This window comes from Sphingomonas sp. P4_G2 (assembly GCF_056401155.1).
Map to the genome: position 1 here is coordinate 51,541 of NZ_JBFUJY010000009.1, position 23,350 is coordinate 74,890.

Here is a 23,350-nt window from a genome sequence, read left to right on the forward strand (position 1 = left end):
GACAGGCGCGATTGCCGCGCCCACTTCGCCGCAACGCAGCATCGGCTTGCCACCGGTGCCATCACCAGATCGCCGACGGCGCCTCCCAGCCCGCCATCGGCAATCGAGCATGGGAATCGCCGATGATCGGAATCGTCCGCATAGCGCTGACGCGACCGCTGACCTTCGTGGTCATGGCCATTCTAATCGCGCTGATCGGCGTGTTGACGGCGATCCGGACTCCGGTCGACATCTTCCCCAATATCCGCGTGCCGGTGATCGCGGTCGCCTGGCAATATAGCGGCCTGCCGCCCGACCAGATGTCGGGGCGTATCATCACGCCGTTCGAACGCGTACTGACGACGACGGTCAACGATATCGACCATATCGAGAGCCAGTCGATGCCCGGCATCGGCGTGACCAAGATCTATTTCCAGCCGGGCGCCGATATCCGCACCGCCACCGCGCAGGTGACCAGCGTGTCGCAGACCGTGCTCAAGCAGCTGCCGCCGGGCGTCACCCCGCCGCTGATCCTGAACTACAACGCCTCGACCGTGCCGATCCTGCAGCTCGCTTTGTCGGGCAAGGGTCTGTCCGAAGGCAAGATGTTCGACCTGGCACAGAACCAGGTCCGCCCCGGCCTGGTGACGGTACCGGGCGCGGCGATCCCCTATCCTTCGGGCGGGCGTCAGCGCCAGATTCAGGTCGATCTCGATCCCGCCGCGCTGCAGTCCAAGGGCCTGTCGGCGCAGGATGTCGGCAACGCGATCGCCGCGCAGAACCAGATCAACCCGGTCGGTTTCGCCAAGATCGGCAGCTTCCAATATAGCGTCGCGCTCAACAACGCGCCGGGTTCGGTCGAGGAACTCAACAACCTCCCGGTCAAGGTGGTGAACGGCGCCACCATCTATATGCGCGACGTCGCGCACGTCCGCGACGGATCGGCGCCGCAGACCAATGTCGTCCATGTCGACGGGTCGCGATCGGTGTTGATCACCGTGCTCAAGAACGGTGCCACCTCGACGCTGGCGATCGTCCAGGGGATCAAGGACGCACTGCCCAACATCCAGGCGACATTGCCCGGCGCGCTCAAGATCGTGCCGATCGGGGACCAGTCGCTGTTCGTCAAGGCGGCGGTCGAAGGCGTCATCAAGGAAGGCGCGATCGCCGCCGCGCTCACCTCGGTGATGATCCTGCTGTTCCTGGGTTCGTGGCGGTCGACCGTGATCATCGCGATCTCGATTCCGCTGGCGATCCTGGGCGCGATCATCGCGTTGGCGGCGACCGGCAATACGCTCAACATCATGACCTTAGGCGGCCTGAGCCTCGCGGTCGGCATCCTGGTCGACGACGCCACGGTGACGATCGAGAATATCAATTGGCACCTCGAACAGGGCAAACCGGTGTTCGCCTCGATCATGGACGGCGCGGCGCAGATCGTGACACCGGCGTTCGTCTCGTTGCTGTGCATCTGCATCGTGTTCGTGCCGATGTTCTTCCTGCCCGGCGTCGCCGGTTTCCTGTTCGTGCCGATGGCGCTCGCCGTGGTGTTCGCGATGATCATGTCGTTCATCCTGTCGCGCACTTTGGTGCCGACCATGGCGAACTATCTACTGAAGCCACATGCCGGCGACATGCACGCGGCCGGGACGCCCGCCTCGCGCAACCCGCTGGTCCGCTTCCAACGCGGATTCGAACAGCGCTTCGAACGGTTTCGCAAAAGCTATGGCGCCTTGCTCGAACGCGCGCTGGCCAAGCCGCGCCCGTTCGTCATCGGCTTCCTGGCGTGCGTCGCGCTGTCTTTCCTGCTGGTGCCGTTCCTCGGCGAGAATTTCTTCCCGTCGGTCGATGCCGGGCAGATGGCGCTCCATGTCCGTGCCCCGGTCGGATCGCGGATCGAGGATACGTCGGCGCAATTCGACCGGATCGAGCAGCGCATCCGTCAGATCATCCCGGCGGACGAATTGGTGTCGGTAGTCGACAATATCGGCCTGCCGGTCAGCTCGATCAACACGACCTATAACAATTCGGGCACGGTGGGCCCGCAGGACGGCGACATCCTGATCCAGCTGACCAAGGATCATAAGCCGACCGACGATTATGTCCGCATGCTGCGCGAGCAATTGCCGCACGATTTCCCCGGCTCGACCTTCTCGTTCCTGCCCGCCGATATCACCAGCCAGATTCTCAATTTCGGCGCCCCTGCCCCGATCGACGTCGCAATCTCCGGCAAGGATGGGGACGGCAATGCCGCTTTCGCGCGCGAGGTGCTGCGCCGGATCACCGCGATCCCAGGCGTGGCCGACGCGCGCATCCAGCAATCGGCGCGCTATCCGCAGCTCGACGTCGATGTCGACCGCAGCCGGATCGGTCAATATGGCCTGACCGAGCGCGACGTCACCAACAGCCTGGGCAGTTCGCTCGCCGGCACCTCGCAGACCGCACCGGTCTATTTCCTCGATCCCGCCAGCGGCGTCTCCTATCCGGTCGTGGCGCAGACGCCCGAATATCAGGTCGGATCGATCAGCGATCTCGCCAACGTGCCCGTCACCGGCTCGGCCGGCACCGGCCAGATCGTCGGCGGCATCGCCACGATCGGCCGCTCCTACGCGCCGACGGTCGTATCGCACTATAATATCGCACCGGTGGTCAACGTGTTCGCGACCACCAACGGGCGCGATCTCGGCGCGGTGGCCGGCGATATCAATCGCGTGCTCAAGGATATGAAGGCGAAGGCGCCGAAGGGGACGACCGTCACGTTGCGCGGCCAATATGCGACGATGAACAGCGCGTTTTCGGGCCTCGCCTTCGGCCTGCTCGGCGCGATCGCGCTGATCTACCTGCTGATCGTGGTGAACTTCCAGTCGTGGCTCGACCCGTTCGTGATCGTCACCGCGTTGCCTGGCGCGCTTGCCGGCATCGTCTGGATGCTGTTCGCGACCGGCACGACCTTGTCGGTCCCCGCTCTCACCGGCGCGATCATGTGCATGGGTGTCGCCACCGCCAACTCGATCCTGGTGGTCAGCTTCGCGCGCGAACGCCTGGCCGAACTCGGCGACGCGACCGCGGCGGCGCTCGATGCCGGCCTGGTCCGCTTCCGCCCGGTGCTGATGACCGCGCTGGCGATGATCATCGGCATGTTGCCGATGGCGCTGGGCCTGGGCGAAGGCGGCGAGCAGAACGCCCCGCTCGGCCGCGCGGTGATCGGCGGCCTGATGGTCGCGACCTTCGCCACCCTGATGTTCGTTCCCGTAATCTTCAGCCTCGTCCATCGGCGCCACGCCGAAAAGACGGACGCGGCTCCCAAGCTGGAGGAAGCCTATGCCTGACGGCGACGGCCCCAATCTGAAACGCACCGGCATCATCGCCGCGGTCGCCGCCATTGCAGTGGTCGGCATCGGCATCGGCACCCGCGTCCATTCGCAAGCGCAGCTCGCGACCTGGACGCACGACCAGTCGACCCCGACGGTCACGGTGATCCATGCCAAGCCGAGCGCCGCGACCACGGCGCTGACGCTCCCCGCGACGCTACAGGCGCTGCAGAGCGCGCCGATCTATGCGCGAACCAGCGGCTATGTCCGCAAATGGTTCGTCGATATCGGCGATCCGGTGCGCCCGGGTCAGTTGCTGGCGGTGATCGACGCGCCCGAGGTCGACCAGCAGCTCGCCGCCGCGCGCGCCGACCTGCAGACCGCGCGCGCCAATCAGCAGCTGGCGGCGACCACCGCGACGCGCTGGCAGACGATACTCGGCAAGGACGCGGTGTCGAAGCAGGAAACCGACGAGAAGGTCGGCGACCTGGCGGCCAAGTCGGCGGTCGCCAACGCCGCGCGCGCCAATGTCAGCCGACTGCAATATCAGCAGGGATTCACCCGGCTGACCGCGCCGTTCGCCGGCGTGGTGACGACGCGGTCGACCGATATCGGCGCGCTCGTCACCGCCGGCAGCGCCGCCAGCGCGCCACTGTTCACCGTATCGGACGTCAGCAAGATCCGCGCCTTCGTGAAAGTGCCCCAGGCTTATTCGGCGCAGGTCCATCCCGGCATGGAAATCCAGCTGAGCCTCCCGGAATATGCCGGGCGCGCGTTCAAGGCGGTGATGACCCGCTCGGCCGGTGCCGTCGATACCAGCTCGGGCACCGTTTTGGTCGAATTGCTCGCCGACAATAGCGACCGCGCATTGAAGCCCGGCGCCTATTCGCAGGCGACCTTCCCGATCGGCGGCGCGGGCAATGCCGTCGAGCTTCCCGCCAGCGCGATGATCATCGGCAAGAATGGCACCCAGGTCGCGGTGCTGGATGCCGGCGGCAAGGTGCAGCTCAAGACGGTGACGATCGGCCGCGACCTGGGCGACCGCGTCCAGATCAGCGCCGGCCTGACACCTGCCGACCAGGTAATCGATAACCCGCCCGATTCGATCCAGTCGGGCGACAAGGTGCAGGTCGCGCGCGGTGGCAAATAGGCGTCTTCTCGCGCTCTCGCTGGCGCTGCTTGGCGGGTGCTCGCTGGCGCCGACCTATCAGCGCCCGGCGATCAGCACGCCTGTAGCCTTCAAGGAAGCGCCGTGGCAGCCGGCCGGCAGCAATGTCGCCCCATCCGGCAAATGGTGGGAAGCGTTCGGCGACCCGGCGCTGACGGCGCTCGAGGACCGGATCGACAAGGGCAATTTCGACCTCGCCGCCGCGTCCGCTCGCTATCAACAGGCGCTCGGTGCCGCGCGCCAGGCCCGCGGCGACCTGTTCCCGCAAGTCGGCGCCTCGACCAGCATCGAGCGCCAGCGCCAGTCGGCGAACCGGCCCAACAGCCCGGGCAGGTCCAGCACCTTCACCGACAAGGCGATCGGCGCCTCGCTGTCCTACGAACTCGATTTGTTCGGCCAGGTACGCAACCGCGTCGCCGCGGGCGATGCGTCGGCCAAGGCCGCGGCGTTCGATGTCGATGGCATCCGGCTGGGCCTCCAGACCCAACTCGCCTCGACCTATTTCGATTTGCGCGGGCTCGATGCGAGGATCACGCTGCTCAAGCAGACCGTCGCGTCGTACCAGCGCGCCTTCGACCTCACTGATACACGCCATTCGGGCGGGATCGCCTCCGGGATCGACGTCAGCCGAGCGCAGACGCAGCTGTCGAGCGCCAAGTCCGAATTGTCGACGGTCGAGATCGACCGCGCACAGGACGAGCACGCCATCGCCGTGCTGGTCGGCGAGGCGCCAGAGACCTTCTCTATCCCGGTGGCCGATCAACAGACGAAGCCGCCCACGATCGCCGCGGGCATTCCCTCGACCCTCCTCGAGCGGCGCCCCGATATCGCCGCCGCCGAACGCCGCGTCGCCGCGGCCAACGCCGAGATCGGTGTGGCGCGCGCCGCGCTGTTTCCCAACATCACCCTGGGCGGTGCGGCCGGTTACGAGGCAGCCGGCGGCAGCTGGCTGAGTGCGCCAAGCACCTTCTGGGCGCTCGGCCCACTCCAGGCCGTCCTGTCGATCTTCGACGGCGGCAAGCGTCGCGCCGGCGTAAAGATTGCGCGCGCGCAATATGACGAAGCGGCTGCCAATTACCGCCAGACCGTCCTCACGGCGTTCCGCGAGGTCGAGGACGACCTTGCGGCGCAGCGCTTGCTGATCGCCAGCGAAGCCGATCAGGCAGAGGCGACGCGCGCTGCCGAGCGGACGCGCGACCTGGCGCTGACCCGGTATCATGACGGAGCGTCGGATTATCTTGAAGTGGTACTCGCTCAGACCGCGGCGTTGGATGCGGAACGTAGCTTGTTGCAGCTGCGGGCGCGGCAGTTGCAGGTGGCTAGCGATACGTTCCGGGCGTTGGGCGGGGGATTGGGGGCCAGCGCGTCGCAGTGATCCGCGGGCGAGCCGGCGCGAAGTGAATTCGCGCCGTCGGTCGGCGCTTTGCGCCGCCGGCCGGGCTCGGCGTCGAGGCGCGGAATAGCGTCCGCTATTCCACTGCGCCGAGCCTAATACCTCCCCCAAACAAACTTCGACGACAGCGCGTAATTCCACACCGCGCCGATCAACACGCCGACCATCGCCGACGCCGCCCAGCCGCTGTCGCGGAAATCGTGCAGGAACCCGGCAACGCCGATATTGGCGACTAGACCCACCGCGCAGACCGCGCAGAACGAAATCCAGCCGTCGATCAGTTGACGCACGCCTTTCAGCCGGCGGTCGCGATAAGTCAGCGCGTTGTTGAGGAAGAAGTTGCCGGTCATCGCCGCGACCGCGGCGATGATCTGGCTGGTCAGGAAATGCACGTTCAGTACGAACATCGCGAAGGTCAGCACCGCCATGTGCACGCCGACGCCGATCGCGCCGATCGCCGAAAACATCGCGAAGCGCACCGGGATGACGTTCCCGAACATGCGGTCGTAGAGCGCGATCAGATATTCCATCGCGACGACGTGATCGAGCTTGCTTTCGCCCTCGGTGCGGACGCGGAACGTGTACGGCAGTTCGCGGAAATGGAGCGGGCGCGGCGACCCGGTCATGATGTCGAGCAGGATCTTGAATCCGATCGCGGCGAGGCGCGGCGCGAGTTTGCGCACGATCTCTGTGCGGATCATGAAGAATCCGCTCATCGGATCGCTGAGATCGGCTTCGAGCACATGCCGGGCCAGCCTGGTCGCCAGCGCCGATTTGGCGACGCGGTCCTTGTCCCATTCGCCCGTCCCGCCGCCATCGACGAAGCGCGACCCGATCACCACGTCGAGCGTGGCATCCTCGTGCAGCGCTTTGACCATGGCCGGCAGGATCGTCTCGTCATGCTGCAGATCGCCGTCGATCACCGCAACCAAGGGCGCGGCAGTCGCCAGCATTCCTTCGATACACGCCGAGGACAGCCCGCGCCGCCCAATCCGCTGGATCACTCGCACGCGGCGATCGACCCTCGCTAGTTCGCGCGCCGCATCCGCGGTACCATCGGGACTGTCATCATCAACGAAGATCGCTTCCCAGGCGACGTCCTTCAGCGCCTCGTCGAGCTTGGCGACCAGCACGGGCACATTGCGACGCTCGTTGAACGTCGGAATGACGACCGCGAGGTCGAGCAGGTCGCTCACAGGCCGGCGAGGATCGCGTCGCCCATCGCCGAGGTCGACAGCGTACCGCCCAGATCCGCGGTGCGCGCGCCGCCCGCAATCGCCTTGCCCACCGCCGCCTCGATCCGGTCCGCCGCTGCCGCCATGTCGAGCGAATGCCTGAGCATCATCGCCGCCGACAGAATCGTCGCGCAGGGATTGGCCTTCCCTTGGCCGGCAATGTCGGGCGCCGATCCGTGGATCGGTTCGTACATACCGAGGCTCGAGCGCCAGCTCGACAGCGAGGCCGACGGCAACATGCCGATCGATCCGGCGCACATGCTCGCCTGATCGGACAGGATGTCGCCGAACAGATTGCCGGTGACGATGACGTCGAACTGGCCCGGATTGCGCACCAACTGCATCGCGGCATTGTCGACATACATATGGGTCAGCTCGATATCGTCATAATCCTCGGAGACCTCGTTGACGATGTCGCGCCACAATTGCGAGGTTTCGAGCACGTTCGCCTTGTCGACCGAACACAATTTGCCGCGGCGGCGGCGCGCGGTTTCGAACCCGACGCGGGCGATGCGTTCGACCTCGGTCTCGTCATAGCGCATCAGGTCATGGCCCTCGCGCACGCCGCCCAAGCCGACACGGCGGCCTTTCTCACCAAAATAGACGTCGCCGGTCAGTTCGCGGACGATCACCATGTCGATCGCGCCGGCGATCTCGGGCTTGAGCGGCGAGGCGTCCTCCAGCCCCGGGGTCAGCTTGGCCGGGCGCAGATTGGCGAACAGGCCGAGCTCGCGGCGCAGCCCCAGGATCGCGGCTTCGGGGCGCAACCGGCGTTCGAGCGCATCGAATTGCGGATCGCCGACCGCGCCGAACAGGATCGCGTCGGCGCGTTTGGCGAGCTCAAGCGTCGATGCCGGAAGCGGGTTGCCCGCCTGCAGATAGGCCTGGCCGCCGACCGGCGCCTCTTCGAACGTCAGACCGAGCGCCAGCGCGTCGAGCACGCGGCGCGCTTCCGCAATGACTTCGGGTCCGATCCCGTCTCCGGGCAGCAAGGCGATCAACGGCACGCGGCTTCCTTTCATTCGACGCGCTCGCCTTTGCCGGGACGAACGCCGTCACGCAACCGCGCGCTTGAGCCTTTCGACCAGGCGCGCGCGCGCGGCCAATGCCTCGGCGCGGCGATCGGTCAACAGATGCGCCTCGATCTCGCGGCCCGTCAGCGTCAAAGCAGCGATGATTTCGGGCCAGCCGGACTCGCCGCTCACCGTCTGCGACTGGCCGAGGCCATAGCCAAGCTCGGCCAGCAGCAGATCCTCATACCGCACCAATGCCACCGCCCAGCCGCGCGCGGCGGGCGCCGCCTCGATCGCCCCGATCATGCCGTCGAGTGCACCATAAAGCCGTGGGTAAGCCTGGTTTTCGGGCAGCGCGATCGCGGTCAACGCGGTCACCCATTCCAGCGCGGCACTTGCCAATGGCTCGGAATAAAGTGGGGCGCGGCTGTGGATCAGTTCGACGGTCAGCCCGGCAAGCTGATCCTCGGTCCGCGCCCGCCACTCCCCCACCACGAGATTGGCCGGCTGCAACACCGGCCGCAGCGCCCGCGACCGCCCGCCACGAACATAGCCCGCGATCATCCCCGCCTCGCGCGTCAGGCAGCGCACCACGGCATTGTGCTCGCCATGCTGGCGGACCGACAGGACCAGGGCTTGCGCGCGAAGGTGCATGAGGCCGGGGTAGAGCGCGCGGCGGCGCTATGCCACCCCGAGCCTCAGGCAGTCCACGTTATTCCGCCGCCGGCCGCAGCACCGGCCCGGTCGCACGGCGACCGATTTCGTTCACATCATCCAGCGCCTGGACCAAGTCGCGATAGCGCGGCCTGGTGCGGCTTTGCTGCATCAAGGTCACGGTGTGGACGCGGCCGTTGACACGGCGCGTCAGCGCGCAGTCGATGCCGTCCATCACATAAGGCTTTTCCGGCGGCACCGTGCGTTGCTCGAAGCGCGCGAAGTCGAGCTCGCGCCAGATCTTGCTCACCTCGGCCTTGGTCGCCCGCGCCCGCAACACGCCATCCGACCGGCGAGTCACTTTCATCACCTGGCCATTGGCCAGAATCCGCGTCTGCTCATAGCGCCCGTCGAATCCACCGGTGCAGACGCTTTCGACATAATCGATTCCGCGCGGCGCGAACGGGAGAACGGGTTGCACGCGCTGCGCCGTCGCGGGGACGGCAAGTGGAACGATCAGGGCGGCAATCAACAAGCGACGCATCATCATCTCCTTAGAGTCCCTTGCAGCTACGCTGAGACGGTGCCGGGCCGGTGCCGCAACCGTTTCAGTTCCGCTGAAACAGAGCCGTCGCGGTTAATCAGGACTCCCTGAACCGAAGCTTGCGACAAAACGAATCGGAGCAGCGACGAGCCGCCTTGCGCCCGCGAGTCGCGAGGCCGTATTCTGTATCCGCAAGGCGGTTCGTCTCATTCTGGTGAATCATTAACCACCTTTCTTGGTAAAGCCGCTTTTCATCACGTCCCACTCGATTCATAGTGCGTTCCAGAGGCCGGATGGACCGGCGTCTGAGGGGACATATTCGTCGGTGACCGCGCCATTTCGTTTTCCGCGCTTTTTCGTGACATCGCCGTCGCCATGTCCCTATTTGCCGGGCCGGCAGGAGCGGAAGGTCTTCACCGAACTCAACGGCCCGCACGCCAGCGAACTTAACGACGCGCTCGGCCGGATCGGCTTCCGCCGCAGCCAGTCGGTCGCCTATCGCCCGAGTTGCGCGGGATGCTCGGCCTGCGTCTCGGTCCGCGTCGTCGCGCCCGAGTTCAAACCCAATGCGAGCCAGCGCAAATTGCTGCGCCGCCATGCCGATCTCGAAATCACCGCCTGCAATCCCTGGGCGACCGACGAGCAGTTCCAATTGCTTCGCCGCTATCTCAGCGCGCGGCACCCGGGCGGCGGGATGACGATGATGGACGACAGCGATTATGCCGACATGGTCGAGCAATCGCCGGTCAATTCGGTGGTCGTCGAATATCGCGAGCCAAGCCTGCATGGCGAACGCGGCCGGTTGATCGGCGCGTGCCTGACCGACCAGCAGGCCGACGGCCTGTCGATGATCTACAGCTTCTTCCTGGCCGATGAGGAAAGCCGCCCGGGCTTGGGCAATTTCATCATCATGGACCACATATTGCGCGCCCGCGCCGCCGGCCTGCCCTATGTCTATCTCGGCTATTGGGTGAAGGGATCGGCACGCATGGCGTACAAGACGCGCTATCGCCCGATCGAGGTGCTCGGTCCGTCGGGGTGGTCGTTGCTCGAAGACGAAGAGGCGAATTACGCTCCGCCAATCCACCCTGCCGAACAGGCGTTGGCGATTACCAGCGAGTTCGTCTGAAACCCTCCCTTTCGGGGGAAGAGCTAAAGCCTAATACGGCCCCCAATCACTGTCGCCACGCCGCTGAGATCGATCGCGCTGGCGACCCGTGCATGATCCTCGCCCGCGGACAGGCCAATCGCGGGATCGAAGCCAACCCAACCAACATCGGCGACATAGGCTTCGGCCCAGAAATGCGGCGTCGCGCCGCCATCGCGCGCGAAATAGCCCGACACGCATCGCGCCGGATAGTTCAAGCGCCGCGCCGCCGCGACGAACATCGCAGCCAGAACGTCCGCACCGGACTCCTCCGCACGGCGATGGAGCGCCACGTTGAGCAGATGCAGGCGATCGATATCGCCCTCCGCTTCGTCGATCGCGTCGATCGCGAGGGCGGCAAGGTCGGGCGCCTCCGCATTGCCGGACGATTGGCGCAGGAACAGCGACGGCGGCAAGGGTTCGGGGTGCGCCGCGCTGAGGATGCCGCTCGATGGACCGGTGAACACTTCGCCGCCGACATGGATCTCGATCCGGTTGAGCGGACCGTCGGCGTAGAGCATCGTCAGGATATTGCCATAACCGTCGCGCCCGACGTTGAGGCGGGCGTCGCAATCGGGACCGATCCGCCAGCCGGCGACGGTCTGGTCGTGATTGTCCTCCGGGGTAACGCGCAGCGCCAAGGTGACGCGCGGCAACGAAACGGGGAAGTCGACGATGATGGTGTGATCGACGACGATCCGCATCAGGCGAACTTGAACTGCCGCCCGATCGCGAAGTGCAGATCGGCATTTTCGGCAATGAAGGTCTCGAGATATTGGTGCAGCCCGCCCAGGATCACGTCGGCCGACCGCGTCTTCATCATCCGCGCGTGCCGCCCCCGCGCCATGCGATCGGCCTCGCCATGGTGCCCGGTGCGCTTGGCGAGGAGCGACAGCAATTCGACCGATTCCTCGACCGAGGCGGCCAGGCTGCGCGGCAGCTCGTGGCGCGCGATCAGCAAGTCGATGACGTTGGCCGGCGACAGGCCGTCCGAATAGAGCCAGCGATAGGCGGTCACTGCCGACACGGTTTGCAGGATGGTGGTCCATTGGTCGCGATCGACCACGCCGCCGACCGTCTCATCCTCGGGCAGCAGGATATGGTATTTGACGTCGAGCAGCCGCGCGGTGTTGTCGGCGCGCTCGATTGCCTGACCCAGCCGGATGAACCAGGTCGTCTGGTTGCGCAGCATACGGTGGATCGCGCCCTCGAACCCGCGCGTCTCCGCCTTGACTGCCTCGGCCAGATTGAGGGTCGCGGTGGCGCCGCCGGGCGACGAGCGGCTGTCGAACAACAGCCAGGCGCGATTGATTCCGGTCCAGGCGTCGCGGGTCAGTGCGGTTCGCACTGCGCGCGCATTGGTCCGCGCCTTGTCGAGGCATCGCACGATCGACCCGGGATGGCTGGCGTCGAGCGTCAGGAAGCGCGCCACCGACTGCTGCCCGATCGTCGCCCCCGAGGCCTCGAACGCTTCTTGCGCATCGATCACCGCGAGCGCGCTGGCCCACGCTATATCGCCAGCGGGCCGGGGGGAGAGGACGTCGAGGCGGACTGTTGCCTCGACCAGGCGGGCGATAAAGTCGGCGCGCTCGACATAGCGGCCGAGCCAGTAGAGCGAGGAAGCGGTGCGAGAGAGCATCAATGGTACCCTCGTCCAATCCCGAACGCTTCCCCGGCGAAGGCCGGGGGCCAGTTCCGCTGCGTTTCGTTGGCGAGGACAATCCGGGCTAACTCAAGTCGCCGAAGCTGGGCCCCGGCCTTCGCCGGGGAGGTGTTGAGGAAGGTCATGCCGCCCCTCCCTGTACCTGAAAATGCGCCGGGCCGTTGTCGAGCAACACGAAGCTATCCTTGGTCCCGCCGCCCTGCGACGAATTGACCACCAGCGACCCCTCACGCAGCGCGACACGGGTCAATCCGCCTGGCACCACCTGCACGCCCTTCGATCCGGTCAGCACGAAAGGTCGGAAATCGACGTGGCGCGGGGCGAGGCCTTGCTCGACCAATGTCGGCACGGTGGACAAAGCCAAGGTCGGCTGCGCGATGTAGCGATGCGGTTCGGCGATCAACGCCGCGCGGAACCGTTCGATCTCATCCCTCGACGCGGTCGGCCCGACCAGCATGCCGTAACCGCCCGATCCGTCGACCAGCTTCACCACCAGTTCGTCGAGATGCTCGAGAACATATTTCAGCGCATCGGGTTCGCGGCAGCGGAAGGTCTGGACATTGGGCAGCTTGGCCTCGGCGCCAGTATAATAGCGCACGATTTCTGGCATATAGGAATAGATCGCCTTGTCGTCGGCGATGCCGTTGCCCGGCGCGTTGAGCAAAGCGACATTGCCCGCCGCATAGGCGGCGATCAGCCCCGGCACGCCCAGCATCGAGTCCGGACGAAACACCAGAGGATCGAGATAATCGTCGTCGATCCGGCGATAGATCACGTCGACTTTCACCCGCCCGGCGATCGTCCGCATCCACACGATGTCGTCGTCGACCACCAGATCCGCCGCCTCGACCAGTTCGACGCCCATCGAGTCAGCGAGGAAGCTGTGCTCGTAATAAGCCGAATTGAAATGGCCCGGCGTCAGCACGACACAGACCGGGTTGCTCCCCGTTCCCTGCGGCGCGACCGACTTCATCGTTTGGAGCAGGCGGTCTGGATAGGAATCGACCGCGGCGACGCGGAACTGGCGGAACAGCTCCGGGCACAGCCGCAACATCGCCTCGCGGTTTTCAAGCATGTAGCTGACGCCCGACGGCGTCCGCGCATTGTCCTCGAGCACGAAGAAATCGTCGGGTCCGGTCCGCACCAGGTCGATCCCGCAAATATGCGCCCAAATGCCGTGCGGCGGCCGCATCCCGGCGATTTCGGGGCGGAATTGCGGATTGCCGAAGATCAAATCCTCGGGAAGGACGCCGTCCTTCATGATCCGACGGGCGCCGTAAATGTCGTCGAGAAAGGCGTTGATCGCCTCGACCCGCTGCACCAGCCCCGCGGACAGGCGCGACCATTCGTCGGCCAGGAACACGCGCGGTACGATGTCGAACGGGATGATCCGTTCGCTCGCATCCTCATCGCCATAGACCGCGAAGGTGATGCCGAGCTGGCGGAAGGTGACTTCGGCCGATTGCTGGCGGCGCTTGAGTTCGGCGGCGTCGGTGGTGTCGAGCCATTCGCCGAGCGCGGTCAATTCGGGACGAACGAGCGCAGCACCCGAAGTGCCCATGATCTCGTCAAACGCCGGCCCAATTCCCACCAAATGCCAAAGCCCCGCCAGGTGTCAGAGTTCCATGCTGCAATGGAATGCTGCGGCGCACAAGCATCACCGACAAGAAATCTGCGCGGGGCGCAGATTTCCGGTGATGCTCGGCGAACGAAGAGAGCCGCGGGGGAGCTACAGCCAAGCGCGCCCTCGAAGAATGCAGCCTTATTTCGCGATCGCCTCCTGCTTGAGCAGTTCCTTGTCGAACGCCGCCTTGGACTCCGCGACCATCTTGGGCAGCAGGTCCGGCGTCAGCCACTTCCCGCTCGCCTTACGCCCCATAACGTCCGACAGTTCGGGATGCGCCGTCAGCACGATATCCGCCTTCATCGCGCCGAGCCGTTTGAAGCTCGCGCGGTAATCGGCGACGATGCCGGGATAGGTCCTGTTGCCGTAGAGCTTGTTGCCGGCAACCGACAGGCTGCACGGGAACACTACACTCTTTACGCCCACCTTCAGCTTCACCGTCGTGGTCCAGGTCGTGCATCCGCGTGTATGCCCGGCGGTCACCAATGCGGTCATGGTCACCCCGCCCAGCGCCACTTTGTCGCCGTCCTTGAGGTGACGATCGACCTTAACCGGCGCGAAGGTGCCGACATAATTCTGATCGCCGAAATGCTTGCCGTTCTCCAGCGCCCAGACGTCGCCTTCCATCGCGTCGAGCTTGGCGCCGGTATCGCGCTTCATCGCCGCGAGCCCGCCGGCATGGTCGAAATGCGCATGGCTGTTGAGCAGGATCTTGATGTCGGACAGCTTGAAGCCGAGCGCTTTGATGTTCGCCTCGATCGCCGGGACATTCTCCTCCATCGTCGCGTCGAGCAGGATCAGTCCCTTGGGCGTGGCGATTAGATAGGATGCGAGGCCTGCGGTCCCGACATAATAGATGTTGCTGGCGATGCGGAACGGCGCCGTCGGCTGAGTCCAGGCCGGCGGATCGTTCGCTGGCGCTGCCGCGACGAGCGCGAGCGCGGCGATGGTCACGCCCAGCATTCTGACGATCATCACAACTCCTCCAGCAGCGACTGGCTCAACACCTGTGGCAGGATACGCGGTTCGCCGCCGCCCGCGGGATAATAAAGATAGAGCGGCACGCCCGCGCGATTATGCGCTTCGATGAAGCGGCCGAGCACCGGATCGCCATTGGTCCAGTCGCCGACCAGGACCGCGACGTTCTTCGCCTTGAACGAGGCATGGACGACATCGGTGTCGATCGCGACGCGCTCGTTGACCTTGCAGGTCAGGCACCAATCCGCGGTGAAATAGGCGAAGACCGGACGCCCTTCCGCGCGCAACTGGGCGAGCCGCGCCTCGCTGAACTTCTCCTCGCCCGCGCCGACGACAGCCGCTTGGCTGGGATGATCGCGCACCAACCATACGCCCGCCACCGCGACCAAGGCCAGCATCACCAAGGCTACCGCGCCAAAGCCCAGGCCCTTCGCCTGCCGCCGTCCCGCCGCCCACAAAACGATGCCGGCACTCAGTGAGACGAGCAGCGCCAGCGCCATGCCGTCGACGCCAGCCTGCTTGCCCAGCACCCAGGCAAGCGCGACCGCGGTCAACCACATCGGGATCGACAGGATGCGGCGTAGCGTATCCATCCACGCACCCGGCCTTGGCAGGCGCTTGCGCAGCGCCGGTGCGAACCCGAGCAGCAAGAAGGGCAGCGCAAGGCCCAGCCCCAGGCCTCCGAACACCGCCAACGCGGCGGGCCAGGGCAAGATCAACGCAGCGCCAAGTGATGCCGCCATGAACGGCCCGGTGCACGGCGTCGCCACGAACGCGGCGAGCGCACCGGTGACGAACGCGCCGCCTGCGCTGCCGGTCCGGTTGACGAAGCCGGGCACCGGCACTTCGAACACGCCGGCGAGGTTGAGCGCGATCGCGACGGTTAGCAGCAACAGCAGCATGACGACGTGCGGGTCCTGCAACTGGAACGCCCAGCCCACCGCGCTGCCGCCGGCTCGCAGCGCCAGGATCGCCGCACCAAGCGCGAGGCATACCGTGATCGCGCCGCCGGCATAAGCCAGCGCCTCGTGCCGCGCCGCGCGCTCGTCGCCGCCGGCACGCGCCAGACTCAATGCCTTGAGGCTCAGGATCGGGAACACGCAAGGCATGACGTTGAGGATCAGGCCGCCGAGCACGGCGCCGAGAAACGCGAGCAAGGCGGTCGACCAATCGCTCCCACCGGCAGTCGCAGTCGGCGCCGGAACGACGCCGGGGGCCGCCGTCAGTGCCAGTGCATGACCGTCGATGCTCAGCACGCCCTCGATCGGGCCCGGCGCGCCCTTGCCCTTGGTCGTGACGATCAGCCGATCGCCGTCGCGCACCACTTTTTGCGGTTCGGCATAGTCGATCGCATTGGCAGTAATCGGATAGAAATAGGCCCCTGCCCCGGCGGCGCCCGCCGGATAGGGGATCGCGATCCGCACCGCGCCGCCTTGCGCCTGATAGGTCGCGCGCGATCCCAGCGGCTGCGGCAATGCGCGCCTCCATTGCGCGAATTGCGGCGCCAGCGCCTGGTCGGGCTGCCCGTCGCCGACGGCCAGCTCCGTCGCGAGATCGGCCTGTTCGGGAACGCACAAGGTTTTGGTACAAACGAGATATTGGAGGTGCAGCTTGATCGGCAGCCGGGTTCCCGTCGCCAATCCCTGGGGCACGGTCAGCGGTACGATCACCGCATAAGGCTGCTCGAACACATAGTTCATCAACCCGGCGACGATCAGTTGCTGCGGCGCCGGATAGCGCGGATCGGCCGCGGTCACATTGCTTGGTAGCGTCCAGGCGAATTTCGCCGGAAATCCGGCGTCGCCCGGATTCTGCCAGTATCCATGCCAACCCTGCTGCGGCCGGCTATCGAGCGCGAGGTTGATCGTGCTGCCCGCTTTGGGCGTGCTTGTCTCCGCGACGAGCTGGATTTTCAGATGCGGCGGCGGATCGTTCGCCGGATCGCCTTGCGCGGACGCCGGAGCGGCCCAGGCGAAGATCGCCAGCATCATCGTCAGCATCATTGTCACGGGGACGAAACCGAACGCGCGCATGCGACCTCTTGTACCTGACACGTCCGCCCCTTAGCGGTCCTTCATCGCCTCGCCCAGCCCGCCAGCGGAGTTTCCCCCGATGCGCCTTGCCAAATTCGTCCCGCTCGCCCTCGCGCTCGTTGCCGCGCCGCTCGCCGCAGAGGACGCCCCGCCGGCCGCCGCACCCGCCAAGGCGCCACCGCCGAAGCTCGTCGTGGTGATCTCGGTCGACCAATTCTCCGCCGATCTGTTCGCCGAATATCGCAATCGGTTCACTGGCGGGTTCAAGCGCCTGCTCGACGGCGCGGTTTTCCCCGCCGGATTCCAGAGCCATGCCGCAACCGAAACCTGTCCCGGCCATTCGACGATCATGACCGGCGATCGCCCGACGCGGACCGGGATCATCGCCAACGAGTGGTACGAATGGACCGGCCCGCGCCCCGGATCGATCTATTGCGCCGAGGATCCGTCGAAAGGCTCGACCAAGGACTATGTCGCCTCCGACATTCACCTGCGCGTGCCCACGCTCGGCGAACGAATGAAGGATGCCGACCCCGACGTCCGGACGGTGTCGATCGCGGGCAAGGATCGCGCCGCGATCATGATGGGCGGGCACAGGGTCGACCAGCTCTGGTTCTGGCGCGACGGCAAGGGCTTCATTTCCTATGCCGGCCGCGCCGAGCCTGCCGCGGTGACCGCCGCCAACGCCGCGACGAAGGCCGAGATCGCCAAGCCCGGCGCCGCGTTCGCCGAGCCCGATTGGTGCAAGCCGGTCGACCGCGCAATGGTCGCCAACGGCCAGACCGTCGGCGCCGGCCGGTTCGAACGGGCCGCCAATGTCGAACCTAAATGGAAAGCCTCGCCCGCCTTCGACAGCGCGATCGTCGGGCTCGCCACCACCATGGTCCGCGACATGAAGCTCGGGCACGGCAAGTCGACCGACATACTGACGATCGGCGCTTCGGCGACCGATTATGTCGGGCACACCTACGGCACCGAAGGGTCGGAGATGTGCATCCAGCTCGCCAATCTCGACCAGACACTGGGCAAATTGTTCGCCGCGCTGGACAAGACCGGCGTCGACTATGTCGTCGCGCTGACCGCCGATCATGGCGGCAACGACATTCCCGAACGTGAACGTGAACGTGCGATGCCGATGGCCGACCGTGTCGCGCTCGCACTGACGCCCAAGACCGTTGGAGAGGTGATCGCCAAGGACATGGGGCTGACCGGTCGCATCCTGTACGGCGTCACCAATGGCGACGTCTGGATCGACCCCAAGCTGACCGGCGACCAGCGCGCCAAGGTGCTCGCCGCCGCCGTCGCGCATTACCGCGCCGATCCGCAGGTTGCCGCGGTCTATACCCAGGCGGAGATCGCCGCCGCGCCGCTGCCCGAAGGCCCGCCCGAGGGCTGGACGTTGCTCCAGCGCGAGCGCGCCTCGTTCGATCCTTCGCGGTCGGGCGATTTCGTCGTGTTCCTGAAGCCGCGCATCACCGCGATCCCGCCCGGCGATTATCCCGGCGCGGTGGCGACGCACGGATCGCCCTGGGATTATGACCGCCGCGTGCCGATCCTGTTCTGGCGCAAGGGGATGAAGGGGTTCGAGCAGCCGCTGTCGATCGAAACGGTCGACATCATGCCCAGCCTGGCCGGCGTACTCGGCTTCGCGCTCAAGCCGGGCGATGTCGACGGCCGCTGCCTCGATCTCGACGGCGGCACGGGGAGCACCTGCCCATGAGCTACGCGATGCGCCGCGTGATCATCTTCACGCACAATTTCGCCGCGATGCGCGATTTCTATCGCGACATGTTCGGGCTGGAGGTCGTCGAGGGGGACGATGGCTGGGCCGATCTGGCCGCAGGCGGCTGCAACATCGCGATCCATGCCGCAGGCAAAGGCGTCAAGATCGGTCCCGATTTCGAGGGCCCGCACAAGATCGTCTTTCACGCCGACGATGTCGCCAAGGCACGCGAGGATCTGGTGTCGCGTGGAGCCAAGATGGGGCCGGTCAAGGTGTTCGGCGATCTCCATCTGTGCGACGGCGACGATCCCGACAAGAACCGGTTTCAGCTGTCTAATCGGCCTTAAAACGATCCGCTTTCAGTGCTCCTGCGAAAGCAGGAGCCTAGGGTCGCAAGCGATTCCCTCTGTAACCCTGGGCTCCTGCTTTCGCAGGAGCACTTAGAGTAACGACCTTCAGCGCTCCTCGTATTTCCGGATGCCCGCCGCCAATTGGTTCTCGCCCACCTCCAACCGATCACGTCCGACATTGGCGACGAACGCCGGGCTCTTGGCGAAATTGGGCGCGAGGGTCGCGACATTGTCGACGACTTTCAGCCCGGTGGACGGATAGGTCCGCCCTTCCGCCGCGACGACGATGAAGCCGGTCCAATTCTCCTTGTTCGGTCCGTCGGCGAAGGTGTTGCGCGCGATCAGTCCGGTGCCGCCTTCCGACAAGTCGATCATGTAATTGGTCTTGCGGCCCTGGCTGTCGTCGAAGCTGTTGTCGGTGATCGACAGATTGGGCACCCGCAATTTGACGTAATGCCCGCCGGTGCCGCGCTCGAAGCGCGAGCGCGTGATCGTCACCGATCCCTTGTTCGCGAGATAGATCGAATGCGAACAATCGACCGTCTCGTCGCACTGGCCGAGCCCGGAAAAGGTCGAGCGGTCGATGACGATCTGCTGGCCCGCGGGCTGGCCGCCGAGAATGCCTTCCTGACTGTCGAGGAACATCGAGTTGCGCACGGTCAGGTTGCCCATCTCGGTGCGGATGCCGGCGCCGTTGCCGTCCGACACGCGCATGTTGCGGAAAACGATGCCGTCGACGACCGACGACAGTCCGCGCAGCACGAACGCCGCTTTGCCTTCGCACGCCTCGCCGTCGAAGATCACCTTGCCCGGTTCGGCCGCCTTGAAGGTGATGTTGCCGCCCGCCTGGACGGTGCATTGGTGATAGACACCGGGCGCGATCACGATCGTCGCGGTGCCCATCCGGATCGACTGCACCGCATCGTCGAGATTGGCGAAGCCTTGCCCGGTTTCCTGCACGGTGAACGGCGCGGCACCCGGCTCGGCCTGGAGGGGTGTTGCGGCGAGTAACGGGAGCAGGGCGAACAGGGCAGGGCGCATTGGGAGACTCCTTCGCGCGTGGCTATTCTACGCTCGGCGTGCCGACAGAAGGGCGAATGACGGTTAATTCCGCCTTTCCGCTGCGCGTGATCGCCTCAGATGTGAATCACGTCGAGCGATGACCCAATGGGAGACAAATTCCTTCTCCCCTTGTGGGAGAAGGAGGGAGCGCCGAAGGCGCGGAAGGATGAGGGGGGGTCTGCGAGGTGGCTGAGAGTCCCCCTCACCCTTCCGCCGACTACGTCGGCTCCCTCCCTCTCCCACAAGGGGAGAGGGAAAGAGTTGCGCAATCCCCGCGCACTACCCAGCCGCCATCGCACTCGCGGCCATCTGCGCCATCGTCGCGGTATCGGCGAACTCGACCAGCGACACCGCCTTCAAGTCGTCGTCCAGCGTCCAGATGTCGCATATTTCGGTGACGTCTCGCTCACCGCCGCGTGCGGAGACATCGATACGCCAGTGCATGAAGACGGTATGATCATTCACCGCGACGTGCAGCCGCTCCATCTCGTGGAAAGTGAAGAGGTCGATCAACTCGTTGATCGCGCCCAGCGCGTCGACCGGCCCCACATCGAATCCCATGACATCGCTTCGGCCGACGAGCCGAAAGGTGGCGCCCGGCGCAAAACGCGTGGCGAGCGCTTCCTTGTCGCCCCGTTTGCGCGCGGCATAAGCGGCGTCGATTGCTGCGAGCACGGCATCACGATCGGCCATTAGTCCCTCCCCATTTCTATCGGGGGAAGGTTACCAGCCGAGGACCTCCGCATCCACGCGAGATGCCTCCGTTTCGGACGCGATCTCAGTCGAGATTGGGCCGCAGCCACCGCTCGGTCGTCGGCAGGTCCGTCCCGCGCCGCGCGCCATAATCCTCGACCTGGTCCCGGCCGATCCGCGCGACGCCGAAATACTCCGCCTGCGGGTGACCGAAATAGAAGCCGCTGACCGCCGCGGTCGGCAGCATCGCGAAGCTTTCGGTCAGGCTGATACCCGTCGCATGATGCGCGTCGAGCAGCTTGAACAATATCGGTTTCAGGCTGTGGTCGGGGCACGCGGGATAGCCCGGCGCTGGACGGATACCGCGATATTGCTCGCGGATCAGCGCCTCGTTGGTCAGCTGCTCGCCTTCGGCATAGCCCCAGAGCGTGGTGCGGACATGCTGGTGGAGCCGCTCCGCCAGCGCCTCGGCGAAGCGGTCGGCAAGCGCCTTCAGCAGGATATCGGAATAATCGTCGATCGCCGCCTTGAACCGCGCGAGATGCGGTTCGATGCCGTGAATCGACACCGCGAAACCGCCGAGCCAGTCGCCCGCCGGGTCGACGAAATCGGCGAGGCACATATTGGGCCGGCCTTCGCGCTTGGCGATCTGCTGGCGCAGGAACGGCAGACGGACATGGCTCTCGTCGTCGGCCATGTTGAGGAAATCGAAGCTGCGCAACTGCTCGGCGGTCCAGTCGCCCTCGGGTGCGACCACGACATCGTCCTCATAACGCGCGCACGGCCACAGTCCGACCACAGCTCGCGCGGTCAGCCACTTTTCCGCGACGATCTTGTCGAGCATCTTGTTGGCATCGGCAAACAACGACCGCGCGCTTTCGCCGACGATCTCGTCATCGAGGATCTTGGGATAAGTGCCGGCAAGTTCCCAGGCGCGGAAGAACGGCGTCCAGTCGATGCATTCGCGCAGGTCGCTCAGATCCCAATCGGCGAAGACATGGCGGCCGGGTTGTTTCGGCGCCGACGGTTTCAGCGCCATGTCGGCCTTGAAGCCATTGGCACGCGCCTGCGCCAGCGGCAGCAGCTCATTCTGCCCCTTATTCTCGCGCGACTTGCGCACGGCGGCATAATCGTCGGCGATCTTGATGACATAATCGTCGCGTTGGGTGTCGGACACCAGCGTGGTCGCGACGCCGACCGCGCGACTGGCGTCGAGCACATGGACGACCGGACCGTCATAGGCGGGCGCGATGCGCAGCGCGGTGTGCACCTTCGACGTCGTCGCGCCGCCGATCAGCAGCGGCATCGTCATCTTGGCGCGTTTCATTTCCTCGGCGACGGTGACCATCTCGTCGAGGCTCGGCGTGATCAGGCCCGACAGGCCGATCATGTCGGCATCGTTCTCGTTCGCCGCCTCGAGGATCTTCGACCACGGCACCATCACGCCCAGATCGACCACGTCGAAGCCGTTGCACTGGAGCACCACGCCGACGATGTTCTTGCCGATATCATGGACGTCGCCCTTGACGGTCGCCATGATGATCTTGCCCTTGCCCTTGGCGCCCGGCTCCTTCTGCGCCTCGATGAAGGGCAGCAGATGCGCCACCGCTTTCTTCATCACGCGCGCCGACTTCACCACCTGGGGCAGGAACATCTTGCCCGATCCGAACAGGTCGCCGACGACGTTCATCCCGTCCATCAACGGACCTTCGATCACTTCGATCGGGCGCGCGGTCTGTAGCCGCGCTTCCTCGGTATCCTCGACGACATATTGGTCGAGGCCCTTGACCAAAGCGTGTTCGAGCCGCTTGTCGACGGTCCAGCTACGCCATTCCTCGGCCGCCTTTTCGGCCGCCACATCGGTACCGCGGAACTTCTCGGCAAGCGCGACCAGCCGTTCGCCGGCATCGGGATCCTTGTTGAGGATGACGTCCTCGCACGCCTGGCGCAACTCGGGATCGATCGTGTCGTAAACGTCGAGCTGGCCGGCGTTGACGATCGCCATGTCCATGCCCGCGGGGATCGCATAATAGAGGAATACCGAGTGCATCGCGCGGCGCACCGGCTCGTTGCCGCGGAACGAGAAGCTCAGGTTGGACAGGCCGCCCGAGATATGGACGTGCGGGCAGCGCTGCTTGATCTCGCGCGTCGCCTCGATGAAGTCGACGCCGTAATTATTGTGCTCCTCGATCCCGGTCGCGATCGCGAACACGTTGGGATCGAAGATGATGTCCTCGGGCGGAAAGCCGATTCCGGTGAGCAATTTGTATGCGCGCTCGCAGATCTCGACCTTGCGCTCCCTTGTGTCGGCCTGGCCGACCTCGTCGAACGCCATGACGACGGCCGCGGCGCCATAAGCCATGCACTTGCGGGCATGGTCGAGGAACTGCTCCTCGCCTTCCTTCATGCTGATCGAATTGACGATCGGCTTGCCCGACACGCACTTCAGCCCCGCCTCGATCACCGACCATTTCGAGCTGTCGATCATCACCGGCACGCGCGCGATATCGGGCTCGGCGGCGATCAGCTTGAGGAAGGTGGTCATCGCATGGACCGCGTCGAGCAGGCCCTCGTCCATATTGACGTCGACCACTTGTGCGCCATTCTCGACCTGCTGGCGCGCAACCTCGACCGCCTTGGCATAATCGCCGGCCATGATCAGCTTCTTGAACGCCGCCGACCCGGTGACATTGGTGCGCTCGCCGACATTGACGAAATTGGCGGAGGAAGGCGTGGTGGTCGTCATTATTTTCCCAATTCGTCATCCCAGCGAAAGCTGG

Annotated in this window: 18 protein-coding genes; 6 read left to right on the plus strand and 12 right to left on the minus strand. The window is 65.4% G+C overall.

Going from position 1 to position 23,350, the window contains the following annotated elements; genetic code table 11:
• The first annotated feature begins 122 nt into the window (after nt 1–122).
• Genes AC1DRD_RS20200 through AC1DRD_RS20210 form a run of 3 tightly spaced genes read left to right on the plus strand, consistent with a single transcriptional unit; the run spans nt 123 to nt 5,833 of the window.
• Nucleotides 123–3,308, plus strand: coding sequence for an efflux RND transporter permease subunit (locus AC1DRD_RS20200; RefSeq protein WP_478042798.1), 3,186 nt, complete (start codon nt 123–125; stop codon nt 3,306–3,308).
• The gene (locus AC1DRD_RS20205) at nt 3,301–4,440 is read left to right on the plus strand and encodes an efflux RND transporter periplasmic adaptor subunit (protein WP_478042799.1); all 1,140 of its coding nucleotides are present in this window, start codon (nt 3,301–3,303) and stop codon (nt 4,438–4,440) included. The genes AC1DRD_RS20200 and AC1DRD_RS20205 overlap by 8 nt, the downstream gene beginning before the upstream one ends.
• Nucleotides 4,430–5,833 (plus strand): efflux transporter outer membrane subunit, encoded by a 1,404-nt coding sequence (locus AC1DRD_RS20210; RefSeq protein ID WP_478042800.1) that lies wholly within the window; start codon nt 4,430–4,432, stop codon nt 5,831–5,833. Before AC1DRD_RS20205 ends, AC1DRD_RS20210 begins: the two co-directional genes overlap by 11 nt.
• A 113-nt stretch (nt 5,834–5,946) precedes the next feature.
• Here the strand turns inward: AC1DRD_RS20210 and AC1DRD_RS20215 are convergent, their stop codons facing one another.
• Genes AC1DRD_RS20215 through AC1DRD_RS20230 form a run of 4 tightly spaced genes read right to left on the minus strand, consistent with a single transcriptional unit; the run spans nt 5,947 to nt 9,297 of the window.
• Entirely contained in the window at nt 5,947–7,047 is a 1,101-nt protein-coding gene (locus AC1DRD_RS20215) for a glycosyltransferase family 2 protein (protein WP_478042801.1), read from the minus strand.
• On the minus strand, nt 7,044–8,108 hold the full coding sequence (gene leuB, locus AC1DRD_RS20220) for a 3-isopropylmalate dehydrogenase (RefSeq protein WP_478042802.1): 1,065 nt from the start codon (nt 8,106–8,108) through the stop codon (nt 7,044–7,046). Before leuB ends, AC1DRD_RS20215 begins: the two co-directional genes overlap by 4 nt.
• 33 nt (nt 8,109–8,141) lie before the next feature.
• Nucleotides 8,142–8,753 (minus strand): DNA repair protein RecO, encoded by a 612-nt coding sequence (gene recO, locus AC1DRD_RS20225; RefSeq protein ID WP_478042803.1) that lies wholly within the window; start codon nt 8,751–8,753, stop codon nt 8,142–8,144.
• 58 nt (nt 8,754–8,811) lie between these two features.
• On the minus strand, nt 8,812–9,297 hold the full coding sequence (locus AC1DRD_RS20230; protein WP_478032099.1) for a hypothetical protein: 486 nt from the start codon (nt 9,295–9,297) through the stop codon (nt 8,812–8,814).
• 325 nt (nt 9,298–9,622) lie between these two features.
• Between AC1DRD_RS20230 and AC1DRD_RS20235 the strand changes: the two genes are divergently transcribed.
• On the plus strand, nt 9,623–10,426 hold the full coding sequence (locus AC1DRD_RS20235) for an arginyltransferase (RefSeq protein ID WP_478032097.1): 804 nt from the start codon (nt 9,623–9,625) through the stop codon (nt 10,424–10,426).
• Nucleotides 10,427–10,449: 23 nt separating this feature from the next.
• Here the strand turns inward: AC1DRD_RS20235 and AC1DRD_RS20240 are convergent, their stop codons facing one another.
• From AC1DRD_RS20240 to AC1DRD_RS20260, 5 genes are all read right to left on the minus strand, one after another.
• Nucleotides 10,450–11,148 (minus strand): transglutaminase domain-containing protein, encoded by a 699-nt coding sequence (locus AC1DRD_RS20240; protein ID WP_478032095.1) that lies wholly within the window; start codon nt 11,146–11,148, stop codon nt 10,450–10,452.
• The gene (locus tag AC1DRD_RS20245) at nt 11,148–12,083 is read right to left on the minus strand and encodes an alpha-E domain-containing protein (RefSeq protein ID WP_478032093.1); all 936 of its coding nucleotides are present in this window, start codon (nt 12,081–12,083) and stop codon (nt 11,148–11,150) included. Before AC1DRD_RS20245 ends, AC1DRD_RS20240 begins: the two co-directional genes overlap by 1 nt.
• Nucleotides 12,084–12,228: 145 nt before the next feature.
• Nucleotides 12,229–13,668 (minus strand): circularly permuted type 2 ATP-grasp protein, encoded by a 1,440-nt coding sequence (locus tag AC1DRD_RS20250; RefSeq protein ID WP_478042804.1) that lies wholly within the window; start codon nt 13,666–13,668, stop codon nt 12,229–12,231.
• A 201-nt stretch (nt 13,669–13,869) separates the two neighbouring features.
• The gene (gene bla, locus AC1DRD_RS20255; RefSeq protein ID WP_478042805.1) at nt 13,870–14,706 is read right to left on the minus strand and encodes a subclass B3 metallo-beta-lactamase; all 837 of its coding nucleotides are present in this window, start codon (nt 14,704–14,706) and stop codon (nt 13,870–13,872) included.
• On the minus strand, nt 14,706–16,742 hold the full coding sequence (locus AC1DRD_RS20260) for a protein-disulfide reductase DsbD family protein (protein WP_478042806.1): 2,037 nt from the start codon (nt 16,740–16,742) through the stop codon (nt 14,706–14,708). Before AC1DRD_RS20260 ends, bla begins: the two co-directional genes overlap by 1 nt.
• A 79-nt stretch (nt 16,743–16,821) precedes the next feature.
• On the opposite strand from AC1DRD_RS20260, the gene AC1DRD_RS20265 reads away from it, so the two are divergent.
• On the plus strand, nt 16,822–18,462 hold the full coding sequence (locus AC1DRD_RS20265; protein ID WP_478042807.1) for an alkaline phosphatase family protein: 1,641 nt from the start codon (nt 16,822–16,824) through the stop codon (nt 18,460–18,462).
• Nucleotides 18,459–18,812, plus strand: a complete 354-nt coding sequence (locus AC1DRD_RS20270; protein WP_478032084.1) for a VOC family protein — start codon at nt 18,459–18,461, stop codon at nt 18,810–18,812. Before AC1DRD_RS20265 ends, AC1DRD_RS20270 begins: the two co-directional genes overlap by 4 nt.
• A 108-nt stretch (nt 18,813–18,920) precedes the next feature.
• On the opposite strand, the gene AC1DRD_RS20275 is transcribed toward AC1DRD_RS20270, so the two are convergent.
• From AC1DRD_RS20275 to metH, 3 genes are all read right to left on the minus strand, one after another.
• Nucleotides 18,921–19,856 carry a right-handed parallel beta-helix repeat-containing protein gene (locus AC1DRD_RS20275; RefSeq protein ID WP_478032083.1) on the minus strand — a complete coding sequence of 312 codons (936 nt, stop codon included), beginning with the start codon at nt 19,854–19,856 and terminating at the stop codon, nt 18,921–18,923.
• 300 nt (nt 19,857–20,156) lie between these two features.
• Nucleotides 20,157–20,570 carry a nuclear transport factor 2 family protein gene (locus tag AC1DRD_RS20280; protein ID WP_478032081.1) on the minus strand — a complete coding sequence of 138 codons (414 nt, stop codon included), beginning with the start codon at nt 20,568–20,570 and terminating at the stop codon, nt 20,157–20,159.
• Nucleotides 20,571–20,655: 85 nt separating this feature from the next.
• Nucleotides 20,656–23,316: a methionine synthase gene (gene metH / locus AC1DRD_RS20285; RefSeq protein ID WP_478042808.1), complete on the minus strand. Its 2,661-nt coding sequence runs from the start codon at nt 23,314–23,316 to the stop codon at nt 20,656–20,658.
• Between the last annotated feature and the right edge of the window lie 34 nt (nt 23,317–23,350).